Annotated in this window: 17 protein-coding genes; 4 read left to right on the forward strand and 13 right to left on the reverse strand. The window is 49.9% G+C overall.

Features of this window, described 5'->3' with window-relative positions:
• Positions 1-75: 75 nt before the first annotated feature.
• Together NSP04_RS09850 and NSP04_RS09855 are read right to left on the reverse strand one after the other, a co-directional pair.
• A complete protein-coding gene (locus NSP04_RS09850) occupies positions 76-1,044 on the reverse strand; it encodes an LD-carboxypeptidase (protein ID WP_257512157.1) in 969 nt (322 codons plus the stop codon).
• 13 nt (positions 1,045-1,057) lie between these two features.
• The gene (locus tag NSP04_RS09855) at positions 1,058-1,867 is read right to left on the reverse strand and encodes a nucleoside deaminase (protein WP_257512158.1); all 810 of its coding nucleotides are present in this window, start codon (positions 1,865-1,867) and stop codon (positions 1,058-1,060) included.
• 211 nt (positions 1,868-2,078) lie between these two features.
• On the opposite strand from NSP04_RS09855, the gene glf reads away from it, so the two are divergent.
• Both glf and NSP04_RS09870 read left to right on the forward strand, forming a co-directional pair.
• Entirely contained in the window at positions 2,079-4,427 is a 2,349-nt protein-coding gene (gene glf / locus NSP04_RS14965) for a UDP-galactopyranose mutase (protein WP_306815308.1), read from the forward strand.
• The gene (locus NSP04_RS09870) at positions 4,396-6,600 is read left to right on the forward strand and encodes a family 1 glycosylhydrolase (protein ID WP_257512159.1); all 2,205 of its coding nucleotides are present in this window, start codon (positions 4,396-4,398) and stop codon (positions 6,598-6,600) included. The genes glf and NSP04_RS09870 overlap by 32 nt, the downstream gene beginning before the upstream one ends.
• A 42-nt stretch (positions 6,601-6,642) precedes the next feature.
• On the opposite strand, the gene NSP04_RS09875 is transcribed toward NSP04_RS09870, so the two are convergent.
• From NSP04_RS09875 to NSP04_RS09900, 6 genes are all read right to left on the reverse strand, one after another.
• On the reverse strand, positions 6,643-8,652 hold the full coding sequence (locus NSP04_RS09875) for an acyltransferase family protein (protein WP_257512160.1): 2,010 nt from the start codon (positions 8,650-8,652) through the stop codon (positions 6,643-6,645).
• Positions 8,653-8,773: 121 nt separating this feature from the next.
• The gene (gene guaA / locus NSP04_RS09880) at positions 8,774-10,396 is read right to left on the reverse strand and encodes a glutamine-hydrolyzing GMP synthase (protein WP_257512161.1); all 1,623 of its coding nucleotides are present in this window, start codon (positions 10,394-10,396) and stop codon (positions 8,774-8,776) included.
• A 57-nt stretch (positions 10,397-10,453) separates the two neighbouring features.
• Positions 10,454-11,446, reverse strand: coding sequence for a GGDEF domain-containing protein (locus tag NSP04_RS09885; RefSeq protein WP_257512162.1), 993 nt, complete (start codon positions 11,444-11,446; stop codon positions 10,454-10,456).
• A 23-nt stretch (positions 11,447-11,469) separates the two neighbouring features.
• Positions 11,470-12,930 carry an IMP dehydrogenase gene (gene guaB, locus NSP04_RS09890; protein ID WP_257512163.1) on the reverse strand — a complete coding sequence of 487 codons (1,461 nt, stop codon included), beginning with the start codon at positions 12,928-12,930 and terminating at the stop codon, positions 11,470-11,472.
• Positions 12,931-13,018: 88 nt separating this feature from the next.
• Complete coding sequence (locus tag NSP04_RS09895; RefSeq protein ID WP_257512164.1) at positions 13,019-13,378, reverse strand: RnfH family protein; 360 nt, start codon at positions 13,376-13,378, stop codon at positions 13,019-13,021.
• Positions 13,375-13,821 (reverse strand): type II toxin-antitoxin system RatA family toxin, encoded by a 447-nt coding sequence (locus NSP04_RS09900; protein ID WP_257512165.1) that lies wholly within the window; start codon positions 13,819-13,821, stop codon positions 13,375-13,377. Before NSP04_RS09900 ends, NSP04_RS09895 begins: the two co-directional genes overlap by 4 nt.
• 102 nt (positions 13,822-13,923) lie before the next feature.
• On the opposite strand from NSP04_RS09900, the gene smpB reads away from it, so the two are divergent.
• On the forward strand, positions 13,924-14,373 hold the full coding sequence (smpB, locus tag NSP04_RS09905; RefSeq protein WP_257512166.1) for an SsrA-binding protein SmpB: 450 nt from the start codon (positions 13,924-13,926) through the stop codon (positions 14,371-14,373).
• 280 nt (positions 14,374-14,653) lie between these two features.
• Here the strand turns inward: smpB and NSP04_RS09910 are convergent, their stop codons facing one another.
• The 3 genes from NSP04_RS09910 to ppsA are packed head-to-tail and all read right to left on the reverse strand — an operon-like array spanning position 14,654 to position 18,460.
• Positions 14,654-15,559 carry an SPFH domain-containing protein gene (locus NSP04_RS09910; protein WP_257512167.1) on the reverse strand — a complete coding sequence of 302 codons (906 nt, stop codon included), beginning with the start codon at positions 15,557-15,559 and terminating at the stop codon, positions 14,654-14,656.
• Between the two features lie 45 nt (positions 15,560-15,604).
• Positions 15,605-16,027, reverse strand: coding sequence for an NfeD family protein (locus NSP04_RS09915; protein WP_257512168.1), 423 nt, complete (start codon positions 16,025-16,027; stop codon positions 15,605-15,607).
• Positions 16,028-16,051: 24 nt separating this feature from the next.
• A complete protein-coding gene (ppsA, locus tag NSP04_RS09920) occupies positions 16,052-18,460 on the reverse strand; it encodes a phosphoenolpyruvate synthase (protein ID WP_257512169.1) in 2,409 nt (802 codons plus the stop codon).
• A 136-nt stretch (positions 18,461-18,596) separates the two neighbouring features.
• Here ppsA and ppsR point away from each other — a divergent pair, with 136 nt between their 5' ends.
• Positions 18,597-19,433, forward strand: a complete 837-nt coding sequence (gene ppsR / locus NSP04_RS09925; protein WP_257512170.1) for a posphoenolpyruvate synthetase regulatory kinase/phosphorylase PpsR — start codon at positions 18,597-18,599, stop codon at positions 19,431-19,433.
• Positions 19,434-19,439: 6 nt separating this feature from the next.
• On the opposite strand, the gene NSP04_RS09930 is transcribed toward ppsR, so the two are convergent.
• The gene (locus NSP04_RS09930; protein WP_257512171.1) at positions 19,440-21,128 is read right to left on the reverse strand and encodes a cryptochrome/deoxyribodipyrimidine photo-lyase family protein; all 1,689 of its coding nucleotides are present in this window, start codon (positions 21,126-21,128) and stop codon (positions 19,440-19,442) included.
• Positions 21,129-21,176: 48 nt separating this feature from the next.
• On the reverse strand, positions 21,177-21,998 hold the full coding sequence (locus NSP04_RS09935; protein WP_257512172.1) for a TrmH family RNA methyltransferase: 822 nt from the start codon (positions 21,996-21,998) through the stop codon (positions 21,177-21,179).
• Positions 21,999-22,006 lie beyond the last annotated feature (8 nt).

Consider the following 22,006-nt stretch of genomic DNA (forward strand, 5'->3'; position numbering starts at 1 on the left):
TATTGGAAATTTCAGTGATTTTTGACGAAGGGGGCATTATACATGCCCAAAGTGCGGGTGGATGGGCTGCCGCTTCTAGGAAAGGTTCTGCGTCAGGCGTGCAGCCATTTCATTGCTTAAAGTAAGCTGCCCTGTGCCGCCCTGAAACCAGCATGCTTTTGGGGTGCAGTGTCCAAAGGGAAAGTTCATCAACAGTGGAACCCGGCCCATTTGGTTTTGAACAAACTCCGCAGCGCTGGCAAGGTTGTAGCCGTTGTCATGAACACCAGGTTTTGGTTCACAGAAGTTACCCAGCACCACAGCGTTTTGCTGCGCAAGAACGCCAGAGTGCAGCAACTGAAGCAGCATACGCTCAATTTTGTAGGCGGGTTCGTTTACATCCTCCAGCACCAGAATTCCGCCAGGCATTGTGGGCAACCAAGGTGTGCCCACCAAGCTGCACAGCAGCGTCAAATTGCCGCCCCACACCGGGCCTTCAATGTGAAGCTCATCTATCTCGCAGTTGGCAATTTTTGCAACCCCGAAGCCTTCGGCTTGCCAGTCAATCTCAACTTGCTTACCCTTCACTGCGCTTAGAAAGTGGTTTGAAGTCAGTGGGTCTGCGCCCTGCTCCGCCCCGAAATCGAAACACGCCATGGGGCCGTGCAGCAAGGATTCAGGTTTTGCGCCTGCATGCAGCAACGCCAATTGCAGACTGGTGATGTCGCTGTGCCCACAAAGAACGTGCCTATTTGCGTTTAATTGTGTTGCAAGTTCAGTAAAGCTCAGTAGTGGCAGCAAGCGGCTCAAACCATATCCGCCACGCGTGGCCATCAGTAAGGCTGGTTCTTCGAATTCAATGGCTTGTTTAATACCGTGAATTCTTTCGGCTTCCGTGCCGGCAAACCGTTGCGCGCGTTGGCGGGCTTGCGGTATCTCTGAAATGGAAAACCCAAGGTTCTGTAATTGAACGCATGCACGGTCCAGCAACGCTTCGTCGATTAGCGCACCGCTGGGTGAAAACATCACCGCTTTGTTCAAAGGCATGGTCTTGGTTTGGCTCAATGGGATCTCAAGGTTACAAATATTGCTTCCACGAGCGCACTGGCTCGCCTTTGAAATAATCGCACAAACTGGCCAATATCGCCGCCTGTTGCGTTGCCTGTGTGTCTTTCAATGTTCGGGCACGCAATGCCAAATCGTCTGCCACCTTTTCAAGGCCAAGCTGCAGAAAATCCTCTGGCGTGCTGTATCCCAAATGTGCAAGTTCAACAATGGTTTCCTTGTTGACATTGGGAAGGTGCATCAAACCGGCCAGTTCACGGATGGATTGTTCGCGCTGTCTGCGTCGATTCTGGAAAAAACTGGTCAACACCGTTTCGCATTCAGTATCCATGCAGCCTGTTTCGAAACTGCACGGGTGCCATGCTTGAGATTCCTCGAAGGCCTTTAAAGCGTTTCGTAGATCGCTGTTGTATCGCGATTGTGAGCAACCCACCACCACCCTGCCAATTCGTGCGTGCAATATGGCACCCAAGCACATCAGGCAAGGTTGCAAGGTCACATACATTGTGGCTTGCGCACCCAAGCGATAATTACCAACCGCTTGGCAGGCTTGTTGAATAACCTGAATTTCAGCATGCGCACAAGCGTCATTTTTTGAGATTGGTGCATTGTGCGCGCTCGCAATTACTTTGCCACCCTGCACTACCACGGCACCAATTGGCACTTCCCCGGCAAAAGCAGCCAAATTAGCCTGTGCCAGTGCAAGTTGCATCCATTGATGGTCTTCTGCTGACCCTGGGTTGGCCTGGACTGGAAATTTGGTGTTGTGCATATTGGGTGTTGGGCAATCAAATGCCTTTAGTTTGACATAAAAGAAACCCATTGATGGATAACGCCAAAGTCGCCCTCGGATAGAAATGCCGTGTGTGCTAACAAACAGAGATTTTTTCCCGCCCGGCCTAAGCTTGACTAACGCGTTGTACCGGTGGTCCGACGCATTCATTACTACCACTACTGCTGTCATTCAAAAATTGTCCCGTTTCGCCTCTATTACTGAAGGCGAATGTTCCTTGAACTCATTAGGTGATCTGGCCATGACCAACAATATTTCATTAGTTTCCTTAAGCAAGCATCTGGAATCATTCGATGCCATTATCTGCTTCTCGCACCTGCGCTGGGATTTTGTATTCCAGCGCCCGCAACATTTGATGACCCGTTTTTCCAAAGCGATTCCTGTTTATTTTTTTGAGGAACCTGTGGTCAGTGACGGCGCGCACTTACCTCATCTTGAAATTCGACGAGAAGATGCGGTAACGATTGCCACACCGCAGTTACCTCCAGGTTTGTCGGAATCTGATACAGTTGACGCACAGCGCGTGCTGCTCGATTCCTTGCTTGCACAGCACAGCATTAACCGCGCGCTGTTGTGGTATTACACACCGCTTAGCTTGACATTTTCCGATCACCTTGCGCCAGCAGCTACCGTGTACGACTGCATGGATGAACTGACCGGGTTTCTGGGCGCCCCTTGCGAGCGTTTGCGCAGTTCAGAAAAACAACTGATGGCGCGTACAAAAGTAGTCTTCGCCGGTGGGCACAGCCTTTTCAAAGCCAAGAAAAAGCTGCATGAAAATACACACGCATTCCCAAGCAGCGTTGACACAAAGCATTTTGGTGCTGCTCGCCAGAAGTTGACCGAACCTGCTGACCAAGCGGAAATTCCACACCCACGTCTTGGTTTTTATGGCGTGATCGACGAGCGCATGGACGTTGATCTGATTGCGAAACTGGCAGCACTTCGCCCGGACTGGCACATTGTTTTGGTCGGCCCAGTGGTCAAAATTTCCCTGGAAACCCTGCCCAAGGCCGCAAATATTCATTACTTGGGCAGCAAAACTTACGGTGAGTTACCGGCTTATATATCCAGTTGGGATGTGGCGATCATGCCGTTCGCAATCAACGATGCAACACGCTTTATCAGCCCCACGAAAACACCGGAATATCTGGCTGCTGGGCGGCCTGTTGTGTCAACGCCAATTGTTGACGTGGTCAACGATTACGGAAGAAAAGACCTTGTTGCCATTGCGGCTGATGCAGCTGGTTTTGCCAAGGAAATCAACCAAATTATCGACAGCAAGGAAAGCAATGACTGGCTAAGTCGTGTTGATTCAACGCTTGCCAAATTGTCTTGGGACACCACCTGCGAGCGAATGATGAAATGCGTAGCCGATACCCTCGACGAAGAAGCCACAGCACCTGTTCTTGCACCTGCATCAAAACTGTTTAACCTTGCGGCGAAGCCATTTGATTATTTGATTGTTGGTGCAGGTTTTGCTGGCGCGGTGCTGGCAGAGCGATTGGCAGCGGGGTCGGGAAAGCGTGTGTTACTGGTTGATCGTCGGCCGCACATTGGTGGCAACGCGTACGATTACTACAACGACGCCGGAATACTGGTGCATCGCTACGGGCCGCATATTTTCCACACCAACGCCGAGCGCATTTGGAAATACCTGTCGCGCTTTACTACCTGGCGTCCTTATGAACATCGGGTTCTTGCCAATATCAACAGCAAGTTGTTGCCGATCCCGATCAACTTGACCACCATCAATACGCTTTACAAGCTGAACCTGTCGTCTGAGGGAATGCAAGTCTTCCTCGCACAACGCGCTGAAGAGCCCGAAACAATTCGCACAGCCAAAGACGTGGTGCTTGCAGCGGTGGGCCGCGACCTTTACGAAAAGTTCTTTGAGGGTTACACCCGCAAGCAATGGGGGGTAGATCCTTCAAAGCTCGATAAATCAGTAACGGCGCGAATTCCAACACGCACAAACACCGACGATCGCTACTTTGGCGACACTTACCAGGCCATGCCAAAATGTGGCTACACCCGCCTATTTGAAAACATGTTGGACCACCCGAACATCAAGGTCATGGTGAACACCGATTACCGCGAAATTGTGAAAAGTTTCCGGCATGACCGGCTAATTTATACCGGCCCAGTTGATGAGTTTTTTGATTATCGCTTCGGCCGCCTGCCCTACCGTTCATTGTCATTCCGGCATGTCACTCTTGACAGGCCACAATTTCAGCCAACGGCGGTTGTGAATTATCCGTCGACTGATGTGCCCTACACCCGCATTACAGAATACAAATACTTGACTGGTCAAACGCACGACCAAACCAGTATTTCATATGAAACGCCTTGTGACGAAGGGGACCCTTATTACCCAGTGCCCAACCCCGAGAATGCCGTTCTTTACAAAAAGTATGAAACGCTTGCCGCAAAAACTCCCGGGGTTTGGTTCGCTGGACGACTGGCCACCTACCGTTACTACAACATGGACCAGGTTGTGGCGCAGTCCTTGGCGCTTTATAGCCAGTTAAGCGAACTCGATGGAAGCCTGGCTCAGGATGAACGCACCAAGCAATCCATTGTCGCTTGACCTGTGGGGCGGTGTGGAATGTACCGTCGCCCGAATTGGCGATCGCTACGTCGATCAACTTCACACCACTGGGCACCACAATCGAATTACTGATTTGGATCTGTTTGCGGGCCTTGGGTTAAAAGCACTGCGTTACCCAGTGCTTTGGGAACGCATAGCACCCGAGCACCCAGACCTGTGCGATTGGTCATGGACAGATGCCCGCTTGGGGCGCTTGCGTGAACTGGGAATCGAGCCGATTTTAACGTTGGTTCACCACGGAAGTGGGCCCCGTTATACCAGCCTTTCCGACGACCGGTTTGCTCAAAAGCTCGCGGATTTTGCCGGTCGCGTGGCCGAACGTTATCCATGGGCAACAGCCTACACCCCCGTGAATGAGCCGCTTACCACTGCCCGTTTCAGCGGTTTGTATGGCCATTGGTATCCGCATGGGCAAGATGCAAAACTGTTTCTGCGCATGCTGTTCAATCAGCTTGATGGAATCAGGTTGAGCATGGCTGCGATTCGCGCTGTCAACCCCGCAGCCACGCTGATTCAAACTGACGATTTGGGTTATACCTGGTCAACACCTGAACTTGCCTATCAGGCTGATTTCGAAAACCAGCGGCGCTGGCTGTCATGGGACGTACTGTGTGGTCGAGTAAATCGCGAACACCCGCTGTGGGAATATGTTCTAGGCCACGGTATTGGGCAGCATGAACTTGAAAGTTGGCTCGTTGCGCCCTGCTCGCCCAGTGTGATTGGTGTCAATCATTACCTGACCAGCGAGCGTTTTCTAGACGAGAACCTGCAGAAATATCAGGACAGCTCCTGGGGGGGCAACGGCCGCCAGCGCTATGCCGATGTCGAAGCGCAACGGGTGCTTGCCGATGGTGGGTTTGGCCCCCACACACTTTTACAGCAGGCGTGGCAACGTTACCAATTGCCGCTTGCGGTCACTGAAGTTCACAACGGTTGCACGCGCGATGAGCAAATGCGCTGGTTTGCAGAAATGTGGCGCGCAGCCTTGCGACTTCAAGCGGAAGGAGTGGACATACGTGCAATCACTGCCTGGTCGCTGCTTGGCGCAACCGACTGGAACAGCATATTGACGCGCTTGGGGGGGTATTACGAGCCCGGCATATTCGATATTCGTGCTGGACAACCGCGTGCTACTGCCATGGTTAAACTACTGCACGACCTTCATAACGGTGGATTGTGTGATCACCCTGTGCTCGACTCGCCCGGCTGGTGGCACCGCGCCGACCGGTTGAGCTATGCACCGATCAAATGCGTTGGATCAGAACCGATCGCTACATCTGTGTGCCCGATTGGCTACCCAAACAAACCGCGCGCGTTACTCATCATCGGTGCAAAAGGCACGCTTGGTCGCGCGCTTGCTCGTGCCTGCACCCAACGTGCCCTTCCACATCACTTGCTAAGCCGTGAAATTCTGGATATTTCGGACCCCAATGCAGTTGAGCGGGTGCTTGCCGATTTAAAACCCTGGGCGGTGATCAACGCCGCCGGCTGTGTGGATGTGGACCTGGCCGAGTTTGAGATAGAACGTTGCTGGCGCGACAACTGCATTGGCCCCATGCAACTTGCAGAGACCTGCGCGCAGCTTGGCATTCCCATGCTGACATTCTCAAGCGATCTGGTATTTGATGGAACCAAGGCGGGGGCCTATCTCGAAACTGATGAAGTCGCCCCATTGAATGTGTATGGGAAAAGTAAAGCGGGTGCAGAGCAGTTGGTTTTGGCAAGACACTCCGATGCATTGATTATTCGTACAAGTGCATTTTTTTGCGCTTTTGACCCCCATAACTTCGCAACTCAAACGCTTGCACGTTTGAGGACTGGCAAAGCGGTCGACGCAGTGGATAGCGTTGCTGTTTCGCCCACCTATATTCCTGATTTGGTCAATCACTCGATTGATCTCTTAATAGATGGCGAAAAAGGTATTTGGCATCTCTCCAATCTAGGTTCAATTAGTTGGTACGAATTCGCATTTGAACTTGCGAATGCCTGTGGTCAGCAAAAGGAGCTAGTCAGGCGTGCAGCACCCGCAGAAGCAGGCTGGATTGCTTGTAGGCCTGTAAACAGCATATTGCAGAGTTGTCGCTCTAATATTATGCCAACATTTGACTCGGCGTTTGGGCGGTTTATCGATTTTCAAAAACAAAATATTTAATTATAAATACAATATATTTGCAGATCATATAACAGCATAGAATCAATGTAACTGTAGTAAGATTTTCTCAATACAGCTGTCTTTGGGGTGCATGCCATCGAAAAATTCTTCTGATGTACAGCCAACTGTTTCAGGATTATATGAACCAATAATTTTTATCCCATGATTGCTCGAGATTTTCTTAAAGATTTCCTCAATCAATAAAAATGGCTGATTCTCGTTCTTCATCTGCTTATAAAGTATTGGATGATATGGGGTTAGTACCAATACTACCTGTTGATGAGATGCAATTTTTTTAATTAATGCATCAAGTGTAATTTTCGCCTCGTCTGAATAAATGTAATTTGACATCCCGTAATTTAAAAAACTCAATGCACCCCTTTCAACTTCTACTTGAGACTTGTTCGCGTACAGAGTGTTATAAACCCGACTGCCATCTTTTCTTACTTTGTCTATCAATGACGGAGAATCGTCCGATGATCTAATATCACTTATGTTAATCGAATTGTATAGATTTACAATTTTCTCATTAAACAACAGCGTCTCTTTTTCCGTATCAGGCTGATTTTCAGCTTTCATATTCAAATCGACCAAAGCCTTGTTGTATTCAGACCCAAGCGTCTTCCACCTGTCTTGCCCGGAATTGGAATTGAAAATCCACGGATCTGCACCAATAAGAAATGTAGTGGGGTTGAACTTATCCGATGACATTTCCCAAATAGCGACTATATCTTCAATTGATGCACCACTGACCGACAAATTAAGTGTTCGACTTTTCGTAAACTCACTTCCGATCTGCATGACTCTGGATGAACCAATGACGATCGTATGCGGATTTTCTGTCTCATACTTTATTCGAGCTTTGATGAATTTTCTTTCGTCGGAATTAGAGAAAAAAATCGCCGGGCTACGCGACAGTTCTTTCGCCATAGTATCTTCTGGCCGAAAGTCAATTTTTGCGGTGAATAATCCAAATAATACAAATAATCCACCTGTTAACGAAGAAAAAATAAAGATTGATTTTCGATCTAAGTATAATTTTGAGCGAAACAGATTTTCCACATACTTCCAACTAAAATATGATAGAAAAAATACAAATAAAATTAGAAGTAATCGGAAGATGTAATCAACTTGTGGGTTTACATATCGCACAAAAGCAAAGACTGGTTGATGCCAAAGATATGCGCTGTAGCTGACTAATCCGATTCCCACGAATATTTTATTGCCAATCAGGTTTGCGACAATTGTTCCTTGCCGCGCAAATACAATGATTAGTAGTGTGCCAATCGTTGGAACAAGTGCATAGAATCCGGGAAATGACGTGGCTTTGTTATAAAAAAATACAGAGTAAAAAATCAGTAGCAGACCAAACGATCCAGCAATTTCATGAAAATTGTGATTGGGTGTCTTGTCATCCATATTTGACAAGTAGAAAGCCGCAAACGCACCGATTAATAGTTCCCATCCCCGCGTAAGCAATAAAAAGAAAGCAGCCGTAGGTTTTGCATACACACCCCATTGAGCTAAAGCGAGGCTCGCAATAAAGAAGACGCCGAGCAGTGTTAGTAACCTGCGCTTTCCACGCCGCCAAAAGAACATTAGAAACAATGGAAATAGAACGTAATATTGCTCTTCTACAGCCAAACTCCAAGTGTGCAACAGTGGCTTTAGTTCGGCTGCTGTTTCAAAATATCCTCCAGCTCCCCAAAAGAAAAAATTTGAAACAAATAGAGGCACTGCCGCAAGGCTTTTTGAGAAGTTTGTCAGCTCCGCCGCCGGCAAAATGATCCATGCAAAAGGTATGCAGACGAGCATGACAAGAAACATGACCGGCAAAATTCGTCGTGCTCGTCGCTCATAAAAATTAACGAGCGAAAATCTATTCGCGTCAAGCTCAGTAATGATGATGGTTGTAATCAAATAACCACTGATTACAAAAAATACGTCTACTCCGACAAAGCCCCCACTAAAGGTTTCAAAACCAGCGTGGAACAATATGACCGGGAGAACAGCAAGCGCTCTAAGTCCGTCTATCTCTCGTCTGTAGTCCATGCTGTGAGTGCTTTACGCGCTATGTCAATAAACAATTCAATCTGCAGATTCGCAACGGTCCGCCAGCGTGGAAATTGTTATGGTGATGTTTCTTCTACTTGGAGGACGCGTCCCCTATTTCCTACTCCCACTCTATTGTGGCCGGTGGTTTCCCAGACACGTCATACACTACCCGGTTCACGCCCCGCACTTCGTTGATAATGCGGTTGGAAACTCGCCCCAGCAATAAATACGGCAGATGCGCCCAATGCGCTGTCATGAAATCCTGGGTTTGTACGGCGCGTATAGCCACCACGTATTCATAAGTACGGCCATCGCCCATAACACCCACTGATTTCACAGGCAGGAATACTGCGAAGGCTTGACTGGTCAGGTCATACCAGGATTTACCAATTTGTTCCTCAGAGCACAATTCAGCCGCGGCGTCTTTGGACGTGGCTTTGGTATTGCGCAATTCTTCGATAAAAACGGCGTCGGCACGCTGTAAAATTTCAGCGTATTCTGCTTTCACTTCGCCTAAAATTCGAACGCCAAGGCCCGGGCCTGGGAACGGGTGGCGATACACCATTTCAGGGTCAAGTCCAAGTTCTACGCCCAGCTTGCGCACTTCGTCCTTGAACAAATCGCGCAGGGGTTCGAGCAGTTTCAGGTTTAGTGTGTCTGGAAGTCCGCCTACATTGTGGTGGCTTTTGATGCTGGTGGCTTTGCCTGTTTTTGCACCGGCCGATTCAATTACATCGGGATAAATCGTACCTTGAGCCAGCCATTTGGCGTTGGCCCGAACTTCCGCTTCGCGCTGGAACACGTCCACAAAAGCCTTGCCAATAATTTTTCTCTTGGCTTCGGGGTCGGTCACGCCTTTCAGTTGCCCCATGAATTCTTCGGTGGCGTTGACATGCACCACACGCACACCCAAATGCTTGGCGAAAGTCTCCATGACCTGTTCGCCCTCTTTAAAGCGCAGCAAACCATGGTCTACAAACACGCAGGTCAGTTGGTCGCCAATGGCTTTGTGAATCAGGGCTGCGGCTACAGACGAGTCCACCCCGCCAGACAATCCCAGAATTACTTCGTCGCTACCCACCTGGGCGCGAATGCGTTCCACGGCTTCGTCGACAAAGCTGGGCATGGACCAATCGCCCTTGCAGCCACAAATGTCTCGGACGAAGCGGGCCAAAATTTCTTTGCCCTTTTTGGTGTGGGTTACTTCGGGGTGAAACTGCACGGCGTAAAAATTGCGCGTCTCATCGGCCATGCCTGCAATTGGGCATGACGTCGTTGAAGCCATCAATTTGAAGTTGGGTGGCAATTCGGTGACTTTGTCACCGTGGCTCATCCACACATTCAGCAGCCCATGGCCCTGCTCATTGGTTTCATCCTGAATGCCATCAAACAGCTTGGTGTGACCGTGGGCACGAATTTGCGCGTGGCCAAATTCGCGTACTGTACCGGCTTCTACTTTGCCACCCAGCTGCATGGCCATGGTCTGCATGCCATAGCAAATGCCCAACACCGGCACGCCCAACTCAAACACCAACTGGGGCGCTTTGTCGGTGGTTTCTTCGTAAGCAGACTGATGGCTGCCTGAAAGAATAATGCCCGAAGCGCCATATTCCTGTATTCGCTGTGGATCAGCATCGCAAGGCAAAATTTCGCAGAAAACACCGCTTTCACGAACTCGTCGGGCAATTAGCTGAGTAACCTGTGACCCGAAATCGAGTACCAATATTTTTTGATGATTCATGAAAGTTTTCTTCGAATTTCTAAAAAGTTTTTGATTGTGAGAGCAGCGGCAAATTGATCAATCCAGACTCAGGAGTTGATCCACAGCGGCCACGGCGGTTCGTTTCAGGCCGTCGCCGTTTAAGGTCAGAAAACGAATTTCCACGTCAACCAAGGCTTTAACACCGTGGGTTTCAAGTGTGGTTTCCGCAAAGCGCACTTTCAACTCTTCGATTAGACGAACCACCTCTGATACTTTCATGCCGGAACAAACCGCCACAAATGCATCTGCCCCTAAAGATCCAACGCTTGATCCATTGGGCAATATATCGCGGATGATAGATGCTGTGAACTTGCTGAAATCGACGACCCGGTCATGGCCAAAACGGCTCATGATTACGTCAAAAGAACTTAACTTGACATGGATCAGTGATAGTTCTTCGCCCAACCGTGCCGCATTCTCCATTTCCTTGTCGAGCAAGGCCTCAAACCCTCGCCTATTCCATGAGCCCACAATTGGGTCAATCAGCAGCGACCGTTGATTTTCAGATAATTTCTGGATAAATCGAGAGACTACGGTGTCTTCAACTGGCTTTGCGACCTCGGCTTCAACCAGGCGGGCGAAGTCGCGCAGGTCACGTTTGTCCTCTGCTGAAAATGCGCGGGGCACGCTGTCTATTAGGCAAAGCGTGCCCAAGGGAATGCCAAATGCATCTTTGATCGGTTGCCCTGCGTAGAAGCGAATGCGTGGGCTGTCAACCACCAAGGGGTTGTCCATAAACCTTGGGTCCAACAATGCGTTTTCAACAATCAGCGGTTCATCAGTCAAAATGGCATGGCCGCAGAAAGACACTTCCCTATCCGTTGAGCAGGCATTCAAGCCTTGAAGCGATTTAAACCATTGAATTTCCTTGTAAACAATGGTGACCAAAGCCGTGTCGATGTCGAAGTGCCGACACACCAAACGAGTGATTCGATCGAACCGTGCTTCCGATGGGGAGTAAATCATTCCCAGGTTTTGAATTGCGCGTGTTCGTTCTTCTTCGTTGTAAGGTATGTCGGGTTTCTGCATATTGGCCTTTCGGTAGTGAATAGTTAGTCCACGTGATAATTCGGAGCTTCTTTGGTTATTTGTACATCATGCACATGCGATTCTCGAATACCGGCGGATGAAATTTCAACAAACTCGGCTTTCTCGTGCATTTCTGCAATAGAACGGCAACCCACATATCCCATTGATGAACGGACACCGCCCACCAATTGGAAAATGATAGACAACACCGAACCCTTGTAAGGAACGCGGCCCTCAATCCCCTCAGGCACCAGTTTGTCTGCATTGTTGGCCGGGTCCTGGAAGTACCGGTCTGCAGACCCTTGGGTCATTGCACCCAAGGAACCCATTCCCCGGTACGCTTTATAACTGCGACCCTGAAACAACACGACCTCGCCCGGAGCTTCTTCGGTGCCCGCAAACATGCCACCCATCATTGCGCAACTTGCACCAGCTGCCAATGCCTTGGAAATGTCACCAGAATAGCGAATGCCGCCATCGGCGATCACGGGCACACCCGTGCCTTGCAGGGCTTTGGCCACATTTGCAATCGCGCTGATTTGTGGTACGCCGACACCAGCCACAATTCGGGTGGTGCAAATAGACCCGGGGCCAATTCCCACTTTCACGCCGTCCGCACCATGTTCCATCAAAGCCAATGCTGCACCTGCTGTTGCAATATTGCCGCCGATTACATCCACTTGCGGGAAGTTTTGTTTTACCCAGCGTACACGATCCAGGACGCCCTTGCTGTGCCCATGCGCAGTGTCAACAACCAGCACATCGACACCGGCAGCGACAAGCTTTTCTACCCGTTCTTCGGTGCCGTCGCCCACACCCACGGCCGCGCCCACGCGCAATTTTCCGTGTATGTCTTTGCTGGCCCAGGGGTGCTCGGTGGCTTTTTGAATGTCTTTGACTGTTATCAGTCCCTTGAGGCTATTGTCAGCGTCCATCACCAAAACTCGTTCCAGGCGATGTTTGTGCATCAGTGCTTTGGCCTGTTCCAGGCTGTCTTCTTCGCTCACTGTGACCAACCTTTCGCGCGGGGTCATCACGTTGGATACCGGCTGATCCAGATTGGTTTCAAACCGTAAATCCCGGTTGGTAACGATGCCCACCACCTTGCCGTGCTTAACAACAGGCAAACCGGAAATTTTGTGTTGCTGGGTCAGCGCGATAACCTGCCGAACCGTGAGTTCAGGCTCAATTGTAATAGGATCGCGAAGCACGCCAGATTCGTGGCGTTTTACTTTAGCCACTTCGGCCGCTTGTTGCGTTGCAGTCAAGTTCTTGTGGACAATGCCGATACCACCTTCCTGTGCCATTGCAATGGCCAGTCTTGCTTCTGTTACCGTGTCCATGGCAGCGGACACCAACGGAATGTTCAGGCTGATGTTTCTTGTCAGTTGGGTTGACAACGATGTGTCTTTGGGAAGAACGTCTGAAAACGCAGGAACCAGCAATACATCATCAAACGTTAACGCTTTCTGCGTGACACGCATGCAATTTCTCCTTGCGCAAAAGCGAATTATAAAGGATACCCAGCCTGGCTGATTTGATTTGCAAACAGAAAAACCGGGAATTTCAGATTTAGGTCTTGGTTTTGGCTTGCTTTCGACTTCGGCGTTCAAACCGGGCCAGTTCTTTCTGCCGCTTCGTCAATACTTTGTGTTGGGCCCGGCGTCGCCGGCTTTCCATCGGGTCGAAATTCAGCTCGTCTAGTATTTCAAGCCGATCGTCGGGGTGTAGCACGGTATTTTCTGTGGCGTACAGTCCAAAAACCGCCACCGCCCGCTGCTCAAGCAATTGGCATATTCGCTCATCAGCCACTCCAATTGCCTTCAAAGCTTGCACCACGGTGCTGCCCACAGGGATTTCGAGTAGTTTGGGTGGGTCAGTCAGAGTGCCGCCGGTTTCAGGCTTTAATTCAAGCCATTGGATGCGGATCACTGGCCTGCCCCGGAGTTGTGGAGAGTTTCAGCGCGTTGGATGAATGAGTCGACAAAGCTGTTGGCCAAACTTGTGAAAACCGGGCCAACCAATTGTTCAAGAATTTTGCTGGAAAACTCATACTCCAGTTTGAAATGAACCTTGCAGGCGTCTTGGGTCAGCTCGAGAAAGTGCCAGGTTCCTTCTAGAAGTGTGAACGGACCTTCAATCAACGTAACGTGAATTTCTTGATGTGGCAGGAGTCGATTCATGGTGCAGAAACTTTGTTTTACGCCCTTGAATGCAATTTCAACGGTGGCTTTCTCAAGATTGTTTTCTTGAGGCTCAATGCTGCCAGCACCACACCATGGCAAAAATTTGGGGTAGTCGACCACATTGCGCACCAAATCGAACATTTGACGCGTTGAAAAATGAACAAGTACAGACTTCTCTACAATGGCCATGAACGGTGCTTGGTGTGTTTCCCACTGAGGAGAAAGGATTAAACTCTCTATTTTAGCGTTTTTCACGCAGCGCCGCATCCAAAGGACATATTCGCCGAATTCATGAGCATTATTGACAACAAAAAAGCAGGTTTTGATTACTTCATTGAAGAGAAGTACGAAGCAGGAATTGCATTGGAAGGCTGGGAAGTCAAATCAATTCGCGATGGCCGCGTGCAAATCAAGGAAAGTCACATTGTGGTTCGCAATGGGGAATTGTGGCTTTTGAATTGCCACATTTCACCGTTGACCAGCGCGTCGACACATGTGAACCCAGTGAACACCCGCACTCGCAAGTTGTTAATGCACAAAAAAGAAATCAACCGCTTGATCGGTAAGGTGGAGCAAAAGGGTTACTCGCTGGTGCCATTGAACATGCATTTCAAAAATGGCCGGGTAAAAGTCGACATGGCGCTGGCCAAGGGCAAGAAGCAACATGACAAGCGCGACACGCTGAAAGACAAAGACTGGAAACGAGAGCAGGAACGGTTGATGAAGATTCACCGAACCTGAATTTTGCTGGTGATTGCGAAGTCACATCGGGTTCAGCTTGCAAGATGCTGCAGATTGTGGGGGTTTGCAGCAGCGTTGCATCATTTTGCCGATTCAGGATCAAGTCGCCCGGTTTGATTCGCAGCGAAGGGCGACCTGCAAGGTCGATGCGAAGACGCTTTGGCGTTTCGCATTCCCTGAGCCAGAATCTAAAATGGGGAATTCGACTTGATCAAGGCGAAATGATGTACGCAATGCAAAGCCAATAGCAAAACTCGCCTCTCACTTGTCAAATCTAATCTCATTTCCCTTGCTTCACCACCTGCATGGCTGCAGCAACCATCGATCCCATGTTCGACAAATCACCAGGCAGAATCAGCGTATTGCCCACCTTGGCTACACCCGAGAACGCTTCAATGTACTGCTCGGCGACTTTCAGGTTAACCGCTTCCATGCCGCCTGGCTCGGCAACAGCTGCTGCAATTTTACGCAAAGCATCTGCCGTGGCTTCTGCGATTTCTTTAATCGCACCAGCTTCACCTTGTGCACGATTAATCGCGGCGATCCGGTCGCCTTCAGAACGCGCAATCGAGGATTCCCGCTCGCCATTGGCAATGTTGATTTGTTCCTGCTTGCGTCCTTCAGAGGCAGCGATCAGCGCTCGCTTTTCACGTTCGGCCGTAATTTGAGCCTGCATTGACAGTAAAATCTCACGAGGCGGAGTCAAGTCTTTGATTTCATAGCGTAATACCTTGACTCCCCAGTTCAGTGCGGCTTCATCAAGCGCTTGAACAATTGCAGCGTTGATCAGGTCGCGTTCTTCAAAGGTCTTGTCCAGTTCCATGCGGCCGATAATTGAACGCAAGGTGGTCTGGGCCAATTGGGTAATCGCGCTGATGTAGTCGCTGGACCCATAACTGGCCCTCATGGCGTCGGTCACCTGAAAATACAAAATACCATCCACTTGCAACTGAGTGTTGTCTTTGGTGATACACACCTGGCTGGGTACATCCAGCGGAATTTCCTTCAGAGAATGTTTGTATGAAACCCTTTCAATAAATGGCACCAAAAAATTCAGGCCAGCTTGCAAGGTTCGATCGTACTTGCCCAAACGCTCAACTACCCAAGCACTTTGTTGGGGAACAATGCGCAATGCCTGACTGACAAATACGATCGCCAGAATCAATATAACAATTGATACTTCCATGAATTTCTCCTTCGATTGGCCAGCCTTGGTAGAAGGCTGTACCGTTTAAGCGTGTGTGGAAATGCTTTTCACTTTCAGAACATTGCCCTGAACATCCACAATTTGATGCAAGCCAGTTACAGGCTGTGTGTCGGTGCTTTCAGCGGCCCAAGTGGCACCGCGGTATTGAACACTGGCAAGCCCGTTTGCATTCCAATGGGCAATTTCAAGTTTGTTGCCAATGTCGAGTAAATCGTTCTGCTTGTCGTTTTTGCTTCGCTTTACCGACCGGTTGCGAAGAAGAAGGCTGCCAGCCACTGCAAATACAGCTGCCGCGCCTATTTGAATTTCAAGACCGTATCCAAGGTAGGCCATTAGCGCGCCGACAGACGCCCCCAGCGACACCATGAGCAAATAAAACGTGCCCGTGGTGATCTCGGCAATCAATAAAATTCCCGCCAATACCAGCCACAGTGAAAAATTGCTCAATGGTGTTGCTCCTTGTGCGAAGTGTCAGTTTTTCTTGAACTTGTCTGCCAGTTTTTGCCAGGTGTCAATTACAGTGTCGGGGTTCAAGGAAATAGATTCAATTCCTTCGCCTGCCAGCCACAATGCAAAGTCGGGGTGGTCTGATGGCCCCTGCCCGCAAATGCCCACGTACTTTCCCTTCGCTTTACAGGCCTCAATGGCTTTGCTTAACAAGGCACGCACAGCTGGGTCGCGTTCATCGAAATCAGCAGCCAATAACTCGAGACCGGAATCGCGGTCCAGCCCCAAAGTAAGTTGGGTCAAGTCGTTTGAACCGATCGAAAAACCATCAAAGTACTCAAGGAATTGATCTGCCAGCACTGCATTGGATGGCACCTCACACATCATGATGACTTTCAGTCCATTCTCACCGCGCTTCAAACCATTTCGGCCTAGCAAATCGACCACCTTGGCTGCCTGGTTTAGTGTTCTTACAAATGGAATCATAATTTGGACATTGTCTAGGCCCATTTGTTCACGAACCCGCTTCAAGGCAAGGCACTCCATTTCGAAGCATTCTGAAAACTCTTCCGAAATGTAGCGGGCTGCGCCTCGGAAGCCAAGCATTGGGTTTTCTTCTTCCGGCTCGTACCGGCTACCGCCAATCAGCTTGCGGTACTCGTTCGATTTGAAATCCGACATGCGAACAATCACAGGCTTGGGGTAAAACGCTGCTGCAATGGTTGCGACGCCTTCAGCCAACTTGTCCACGAAAAAAGCCACTGGGCTGGCATGGCCACGGGCCACGCTTTCCACCGCTTTTTTCAAATCAGCATCTACATTGGGATAATCAAGGATTGCTTTGGGGTGAATACCAATCGCATTGTTAATAATGAATTCCAGGCGTGCCAAACCTACACCCTTGTTTGGAAGCTGGCAAAATTCAAACGCCAATTGTGGGTTACCCACGTTCATCATGATTTTCACCGGGATTTCCGGCAGCGCGCCACGTTTTACTTCGCTGATCTCGGTTTCCAGCAGGCCATCGTAAATGTAACCCGTGTCGCCTTCAGAACAGCTGACCGTGACCAGCATGCCCTCTTTCAATTTTTCAGTGGCATCGCCACAGCCCACCACAGCCGGAATACCAAGTTCACGAGCAATAATTGCTGCATGGCATGTGCGTCCGCCCCGGTTTGTCACAATTGCGGAGGCGCGTTTCATGACCGGTTCCCAGTTGGGGTCGGTCATGTCGGTCACCAGAATGTCACCTGCCTGAACGCGGTCCATTTCAGCGGAGTCGTTGATGATACGCACCGAACCCGCACCAATCTTTTGGCCAATTGCGCGGCCTGAACTTAAAATTGCCGAGTTGCCCTTTAGCTTGTAGCGCAACTGCACATCGTTGTCTTTCTGTGAGTTCACTGTTTCCGGGCGTGCTTGCAAAATGTACAGCTTGCCGTCGATCCCGTCTTTGCCCCACTCGATGTCCATGGCGCGGCCGTAATGCTTTTCGATGATCATGGCGTACTTCGCCAGCTCGATTACATCTTCATCGGTCAATGAATAGCGGTTGCGCTGCTCGGCTGGCACATCAACTGTGCGCACGCTTTTGCCACTTTCCTTTTGCAAATCAAATTCCATCTTGATCAATTTGGAACCGATTTGGCGACGAATAATCGGGTACTTGCCCTGGGCCAGAGTGGGCTTGAATACATAAAACTCGTCCGGGTTTACTGCACCCTGCACGACGGTTTCACCCAAACCGTAACTCGACGTTATGAATACAACCTGATCAAATCCGCTTTCCGTGTCCATGGTGAACATAACGCCTGAAGAGGCTTTGTCAGAACGTACCATGCGTTGAATGCCCGCACTCAAAGCGACATCGGCATGGGCAAAGCCCTTGTGCACGCGGTAGGAAATGGCACGGTCGTTGTACAGCGAAGCAAATACTTCCTTGATTTTTTCCAGAACATCGTCAATGCCAGTCACGTTCAGAAAAGATTCTTGCTGGCCTGCAAAGGAGGCATCCGGCAAGTCTTCGGCGGTTGCCGACGAGCGCACCGCCACAGAAATATCGCCACCACTTTGCGCCATCATGGCGGCGTAGTACTCGCGTATCTCTTTCTCAAGGTCAGCTGGCAGTGGTGCATCAATCACCCATTGGCGAATTTCAGCTCCGGCCTGGGTCAACGCACGCACATCCTCGACGTTCAAGGCATCTAGCTTGCTATTAATACGTTCAACCAGGTTATTGGCTTTCAGGAATTCGCGAAACGCGTGCGCTGTGGTGGCAAAGCCGCCGGGCACTCGAACACCCGTTTCAGCAAGCTGGGAAATCATCTCGCCCAAAGACGAGTTTTTGCCGCCGACTGTTTCTACATCTTCCATTCGAAGTTTTTCGAATGGTGCAACGAGAGCTGTGGGGCTAACTCCTTGATTTGTTGACATTGGTTCACCTTGTAGTTCAAAAGAAATAGTGAATGCGGCGATTTGCTTGCACGCACATTCACTATTTCCCCTGATTTCTTTTTATGATTGTAACTGTTACCCGACCTTTTGCCACCGATACACACAGGATTGATCCATGTCAGAAAATGCAAGCCAGGAACGCACCGTCGTTTTTGTGTCAGACGGCACAGGCATTACCGCTGAAACTCTTGGCCATTCTGTGTTGTCGCAGTTTGAAGGAATTCGGTTCAAACAAATCCGCATCCCTTTCATCGATTCCGAAGTGAAGGCAATATCTGCCAGGCAAAAAATTAATGACCTTGCAAAATACGATGGTCAGAAACCATTGGTGTTTAGCACGCTGGTAAACGCCATGATCAACGATGTCGTGAAGCAAGCCGATGGGGTATTCATGGATTTGTTTTTGACGTTTGTAGAGCCGCTTGAAAAAGAATTGAACATCAAGAGCACCCATCGAATTGGCCGGTCGCACACCATTGCAAACGATGAGCAATACAAAAACCGGATTGAGGCAATTAACTACACGCTGGCGCACGACGATGGTCAAACCCACAAAGATTTGCAGGCGGCTGACGTCATTTTGGTGGGGGTCTCACGATCTGGAAAAACACCCACCAGCCTGTACCTTGCCATGCAATATGGTGTGAAAGCTGCTAACTACCCCCTCATTCCTGAAGACTTTGAACGTGGTGAATTGCCAGCGGCCCTGCCGCCCTTCAAAGACAAAATTTTCGGGCTTTCGATTTCGCCAGAACGGTTAAGCGAAATTCGAAATGAACGCAGACCGGGCAGCAAGTACGCTTCGCTGGAAAACTGCAGGCAGGAAATCAAGGCTGCTGAATTCATGATGCGCCGCGAGGGCATCAGTTGGTTAAGCTCAACCAGTAAATCGATTGAAGAAATTTCAACTACCATTTTGCAGCAGTTGAACTTGGGTTCACCAATATACTAAGCCGATTTAAAAAAGGCTTTGCTGTGCGTTATCTGGCGCCTCGGCTTCAACCGCGCCGTCTTTTTGCTTCACATTGCTTCGCTTGCGTTTCAGAGTTCCGTTTCGATTCGGATTTCTGGAGCCGTGTTTTTCATAAACGCGTTTGGATTCCTCAACAAATCCTTTGCGTTGTCTAAACTCGGTAATGTTGGCGCGTGCTTGTGCGATTGCAGTGTCCGGGTTCACCACGGGCCATGGGTAATCCTCGCCGATTGTGCAGCCGCATTCCTGTTGCAGTAGCAAGGGGGTGTTCCAGGGTTCGCCGATCCACTCATTCGGAATGTTCTTTAATTCAGGTATCCAGCGGCGAATAAACACGCCATCAGGATCATGATCTTTGGCCTGTTTTACCGGGTTGTAAATTCGCAAGGTATTGATGCCGGTAACACCCGACTGCATTTGAAACTGGGGGTAATGAATGCCCGGCTCATAATCCAGAAATTCTCGCGCCAGCATGGGCGCAGTGTGCCGCCAATCCAGCCACAGCTGATAAGAAGCAAAGGCCACCAGCATGGCCCGCATGCGGAAATTCACCCAACCGGTTGCGCGAAGCATGCGCATGCAAGCATCAACCATCGGGAAACCGGTGCGCCCTTCAATCCAGGCTTCTGCCCTGCTTTGCTCTTGCGCAGTTAGCTCACCGAAATTGCGCATGCCGTTCAAACCACGGTGGGCAGAACGGTGTTCAAGCTCGGGCTCGCTTTCCATTTTTTGAATAAAGTGGCAATGCCAATGCAAGCGGCTTTCAAACGATTTCAGCGATTGCCGCCACTGTGTTTGTGATTTCGCAGGCAAGTTGCTTTGCGTCAATTGCTCACGCGCTTGGCCCAGCATGTCTAGAATTTCACGAATCGACACCACACCAAAGGCCAAATAAGGCGAGATTCGAGAACAAGCCGATTCGGCGCTTAAGGGGCTGGACATCTCGAACCGGTAGTTCATGCCGCGTTCATTCAAAAACGCTTTCAAACACGCTTCTGCCTGGGGTCTTCCACCGTGTTGACGATGCGCTTTGTCGGTGAAATGCTTGGGGTAAAAATGATCAACTTTCCCCCACGTAGGCCATGGTGAGTGGTTCAAGGGCACGCAGGGCAAGCCATTTTCCTGTAACTGGGTGTGCAGGGCTTGTGGAAAATCAAACTGCATAGCCTGCGGCAAGTCATCGAACACAGGCACAGGCAATACGGGCTTGCGCATGGTTTCAAGCCAAAGCTTGCCCCACTCATCGCGGTTTTTTAAGCGACGCACTACCGCATTGTTTGCGAATTCATGCCATTTGACTTGCTTGTTTTTGCACCAGGCCTTTATTTCCCTGTCGCGTTGAAAACTGGCCCAATTACCAGTTTCTTCATGGCTGTAGAGCGAGAGCTGATCAACGCCTGATAGAGCCAATGTTTGAAATGCGACCAAGGCATTCGCTTTGGCGAGAAACAATGGCACATGCTCGGGAAGCTGACTCGCCAATGCTTCCAGACATTCGCGGGCAAATTCAAAATGCTGGGGGGCGCTGTCAGGCTGTTTGATCAGTTTGGGTTCAAGGCAATACAGCAAGGCCACACGACCACCTTGTGCGCGTGCGGCTTCAACGGCCATGTGCAGGGGCGCATGGTCGCTTAAACGAATGTCTTTTTTTAACCAAACAAGGTGCAGGTGCATGCAGGCAACTTCAAAATACCACTGTTTAATTGTACAGTGTATTTGATTTTACCGCCGTTGCCTGAATTGTTCAAACAAACACACTGCGCTGCTGCTGCCCACATTCAGGCTTTCGATTAGTGTGCTTTGCGGAATGCGAATGTGCTGCGTGGCGCGGTCCAGCCAAGGCTGGCTAACGCCCTGCCCTTCGCTGCCAAAAACCCAAACACCTGCCGGTTTCAGGTCAGCTTCAAACAGATCCACACTTTTCGGGTGCAGGCTGGTGACCCGAATTGAAATTTTGCCTTGTTGGGCTGTTAAGGCTGCAAGCAATTCACTTTCTGAAAACAGTTGCAGGCTGAACTGAGCCCCCATGCCGGCACGCAGCACCTTGTCGCTCCACACCCATGCGCTGTGATCACTTACGGCCACTTGATAAACACCCGCTGCCACGCAGTTTCGCAGCAATGTGCCCACATTGCCGGGGTCTTGAATCCCATCAAGCAAGGCCACTTCTTTATTTAAATCAATTGCTGCACTGGCATTCACGGGCTCAAAAAATATCATCGGCCCAGTGGGGCTTTTCAGTTTGCTCAATTTGGCATACAAGGAATCGGCCAACACCAAGCATCGCACTTCCCCATTTTCCAGCACATCGCTAAGCGCCGACATGGTCAGCCATTCAGGCTTGTTCAAAAGGCTCTGCGGTATCCAGACGGATTCAATATTCACGCCGGGCAGGTGCAACAAGATTTCGGCCAGGTGTAAGCCTTCAGCGGCCGCCAGGCCGCTTTGCCGCAATGCATTGTTTGAAGAAAGCAGCTTGATGGCCGATTTCAGTCGCTCATTCTGGGTCGACTCAATGGTGGTGAAATTGCGCTCGTAACTCATGGGTTCTT

It is taken from the genome of Limnobacter parvus, assembly GCF_024623725.1.
Lineage (GTDB): Bacteria > Pseudomonadota > Gammaproteobacteria > Burkholderiales > Burkholderiaceae_B > Limnobacter > Limnobacter parvus.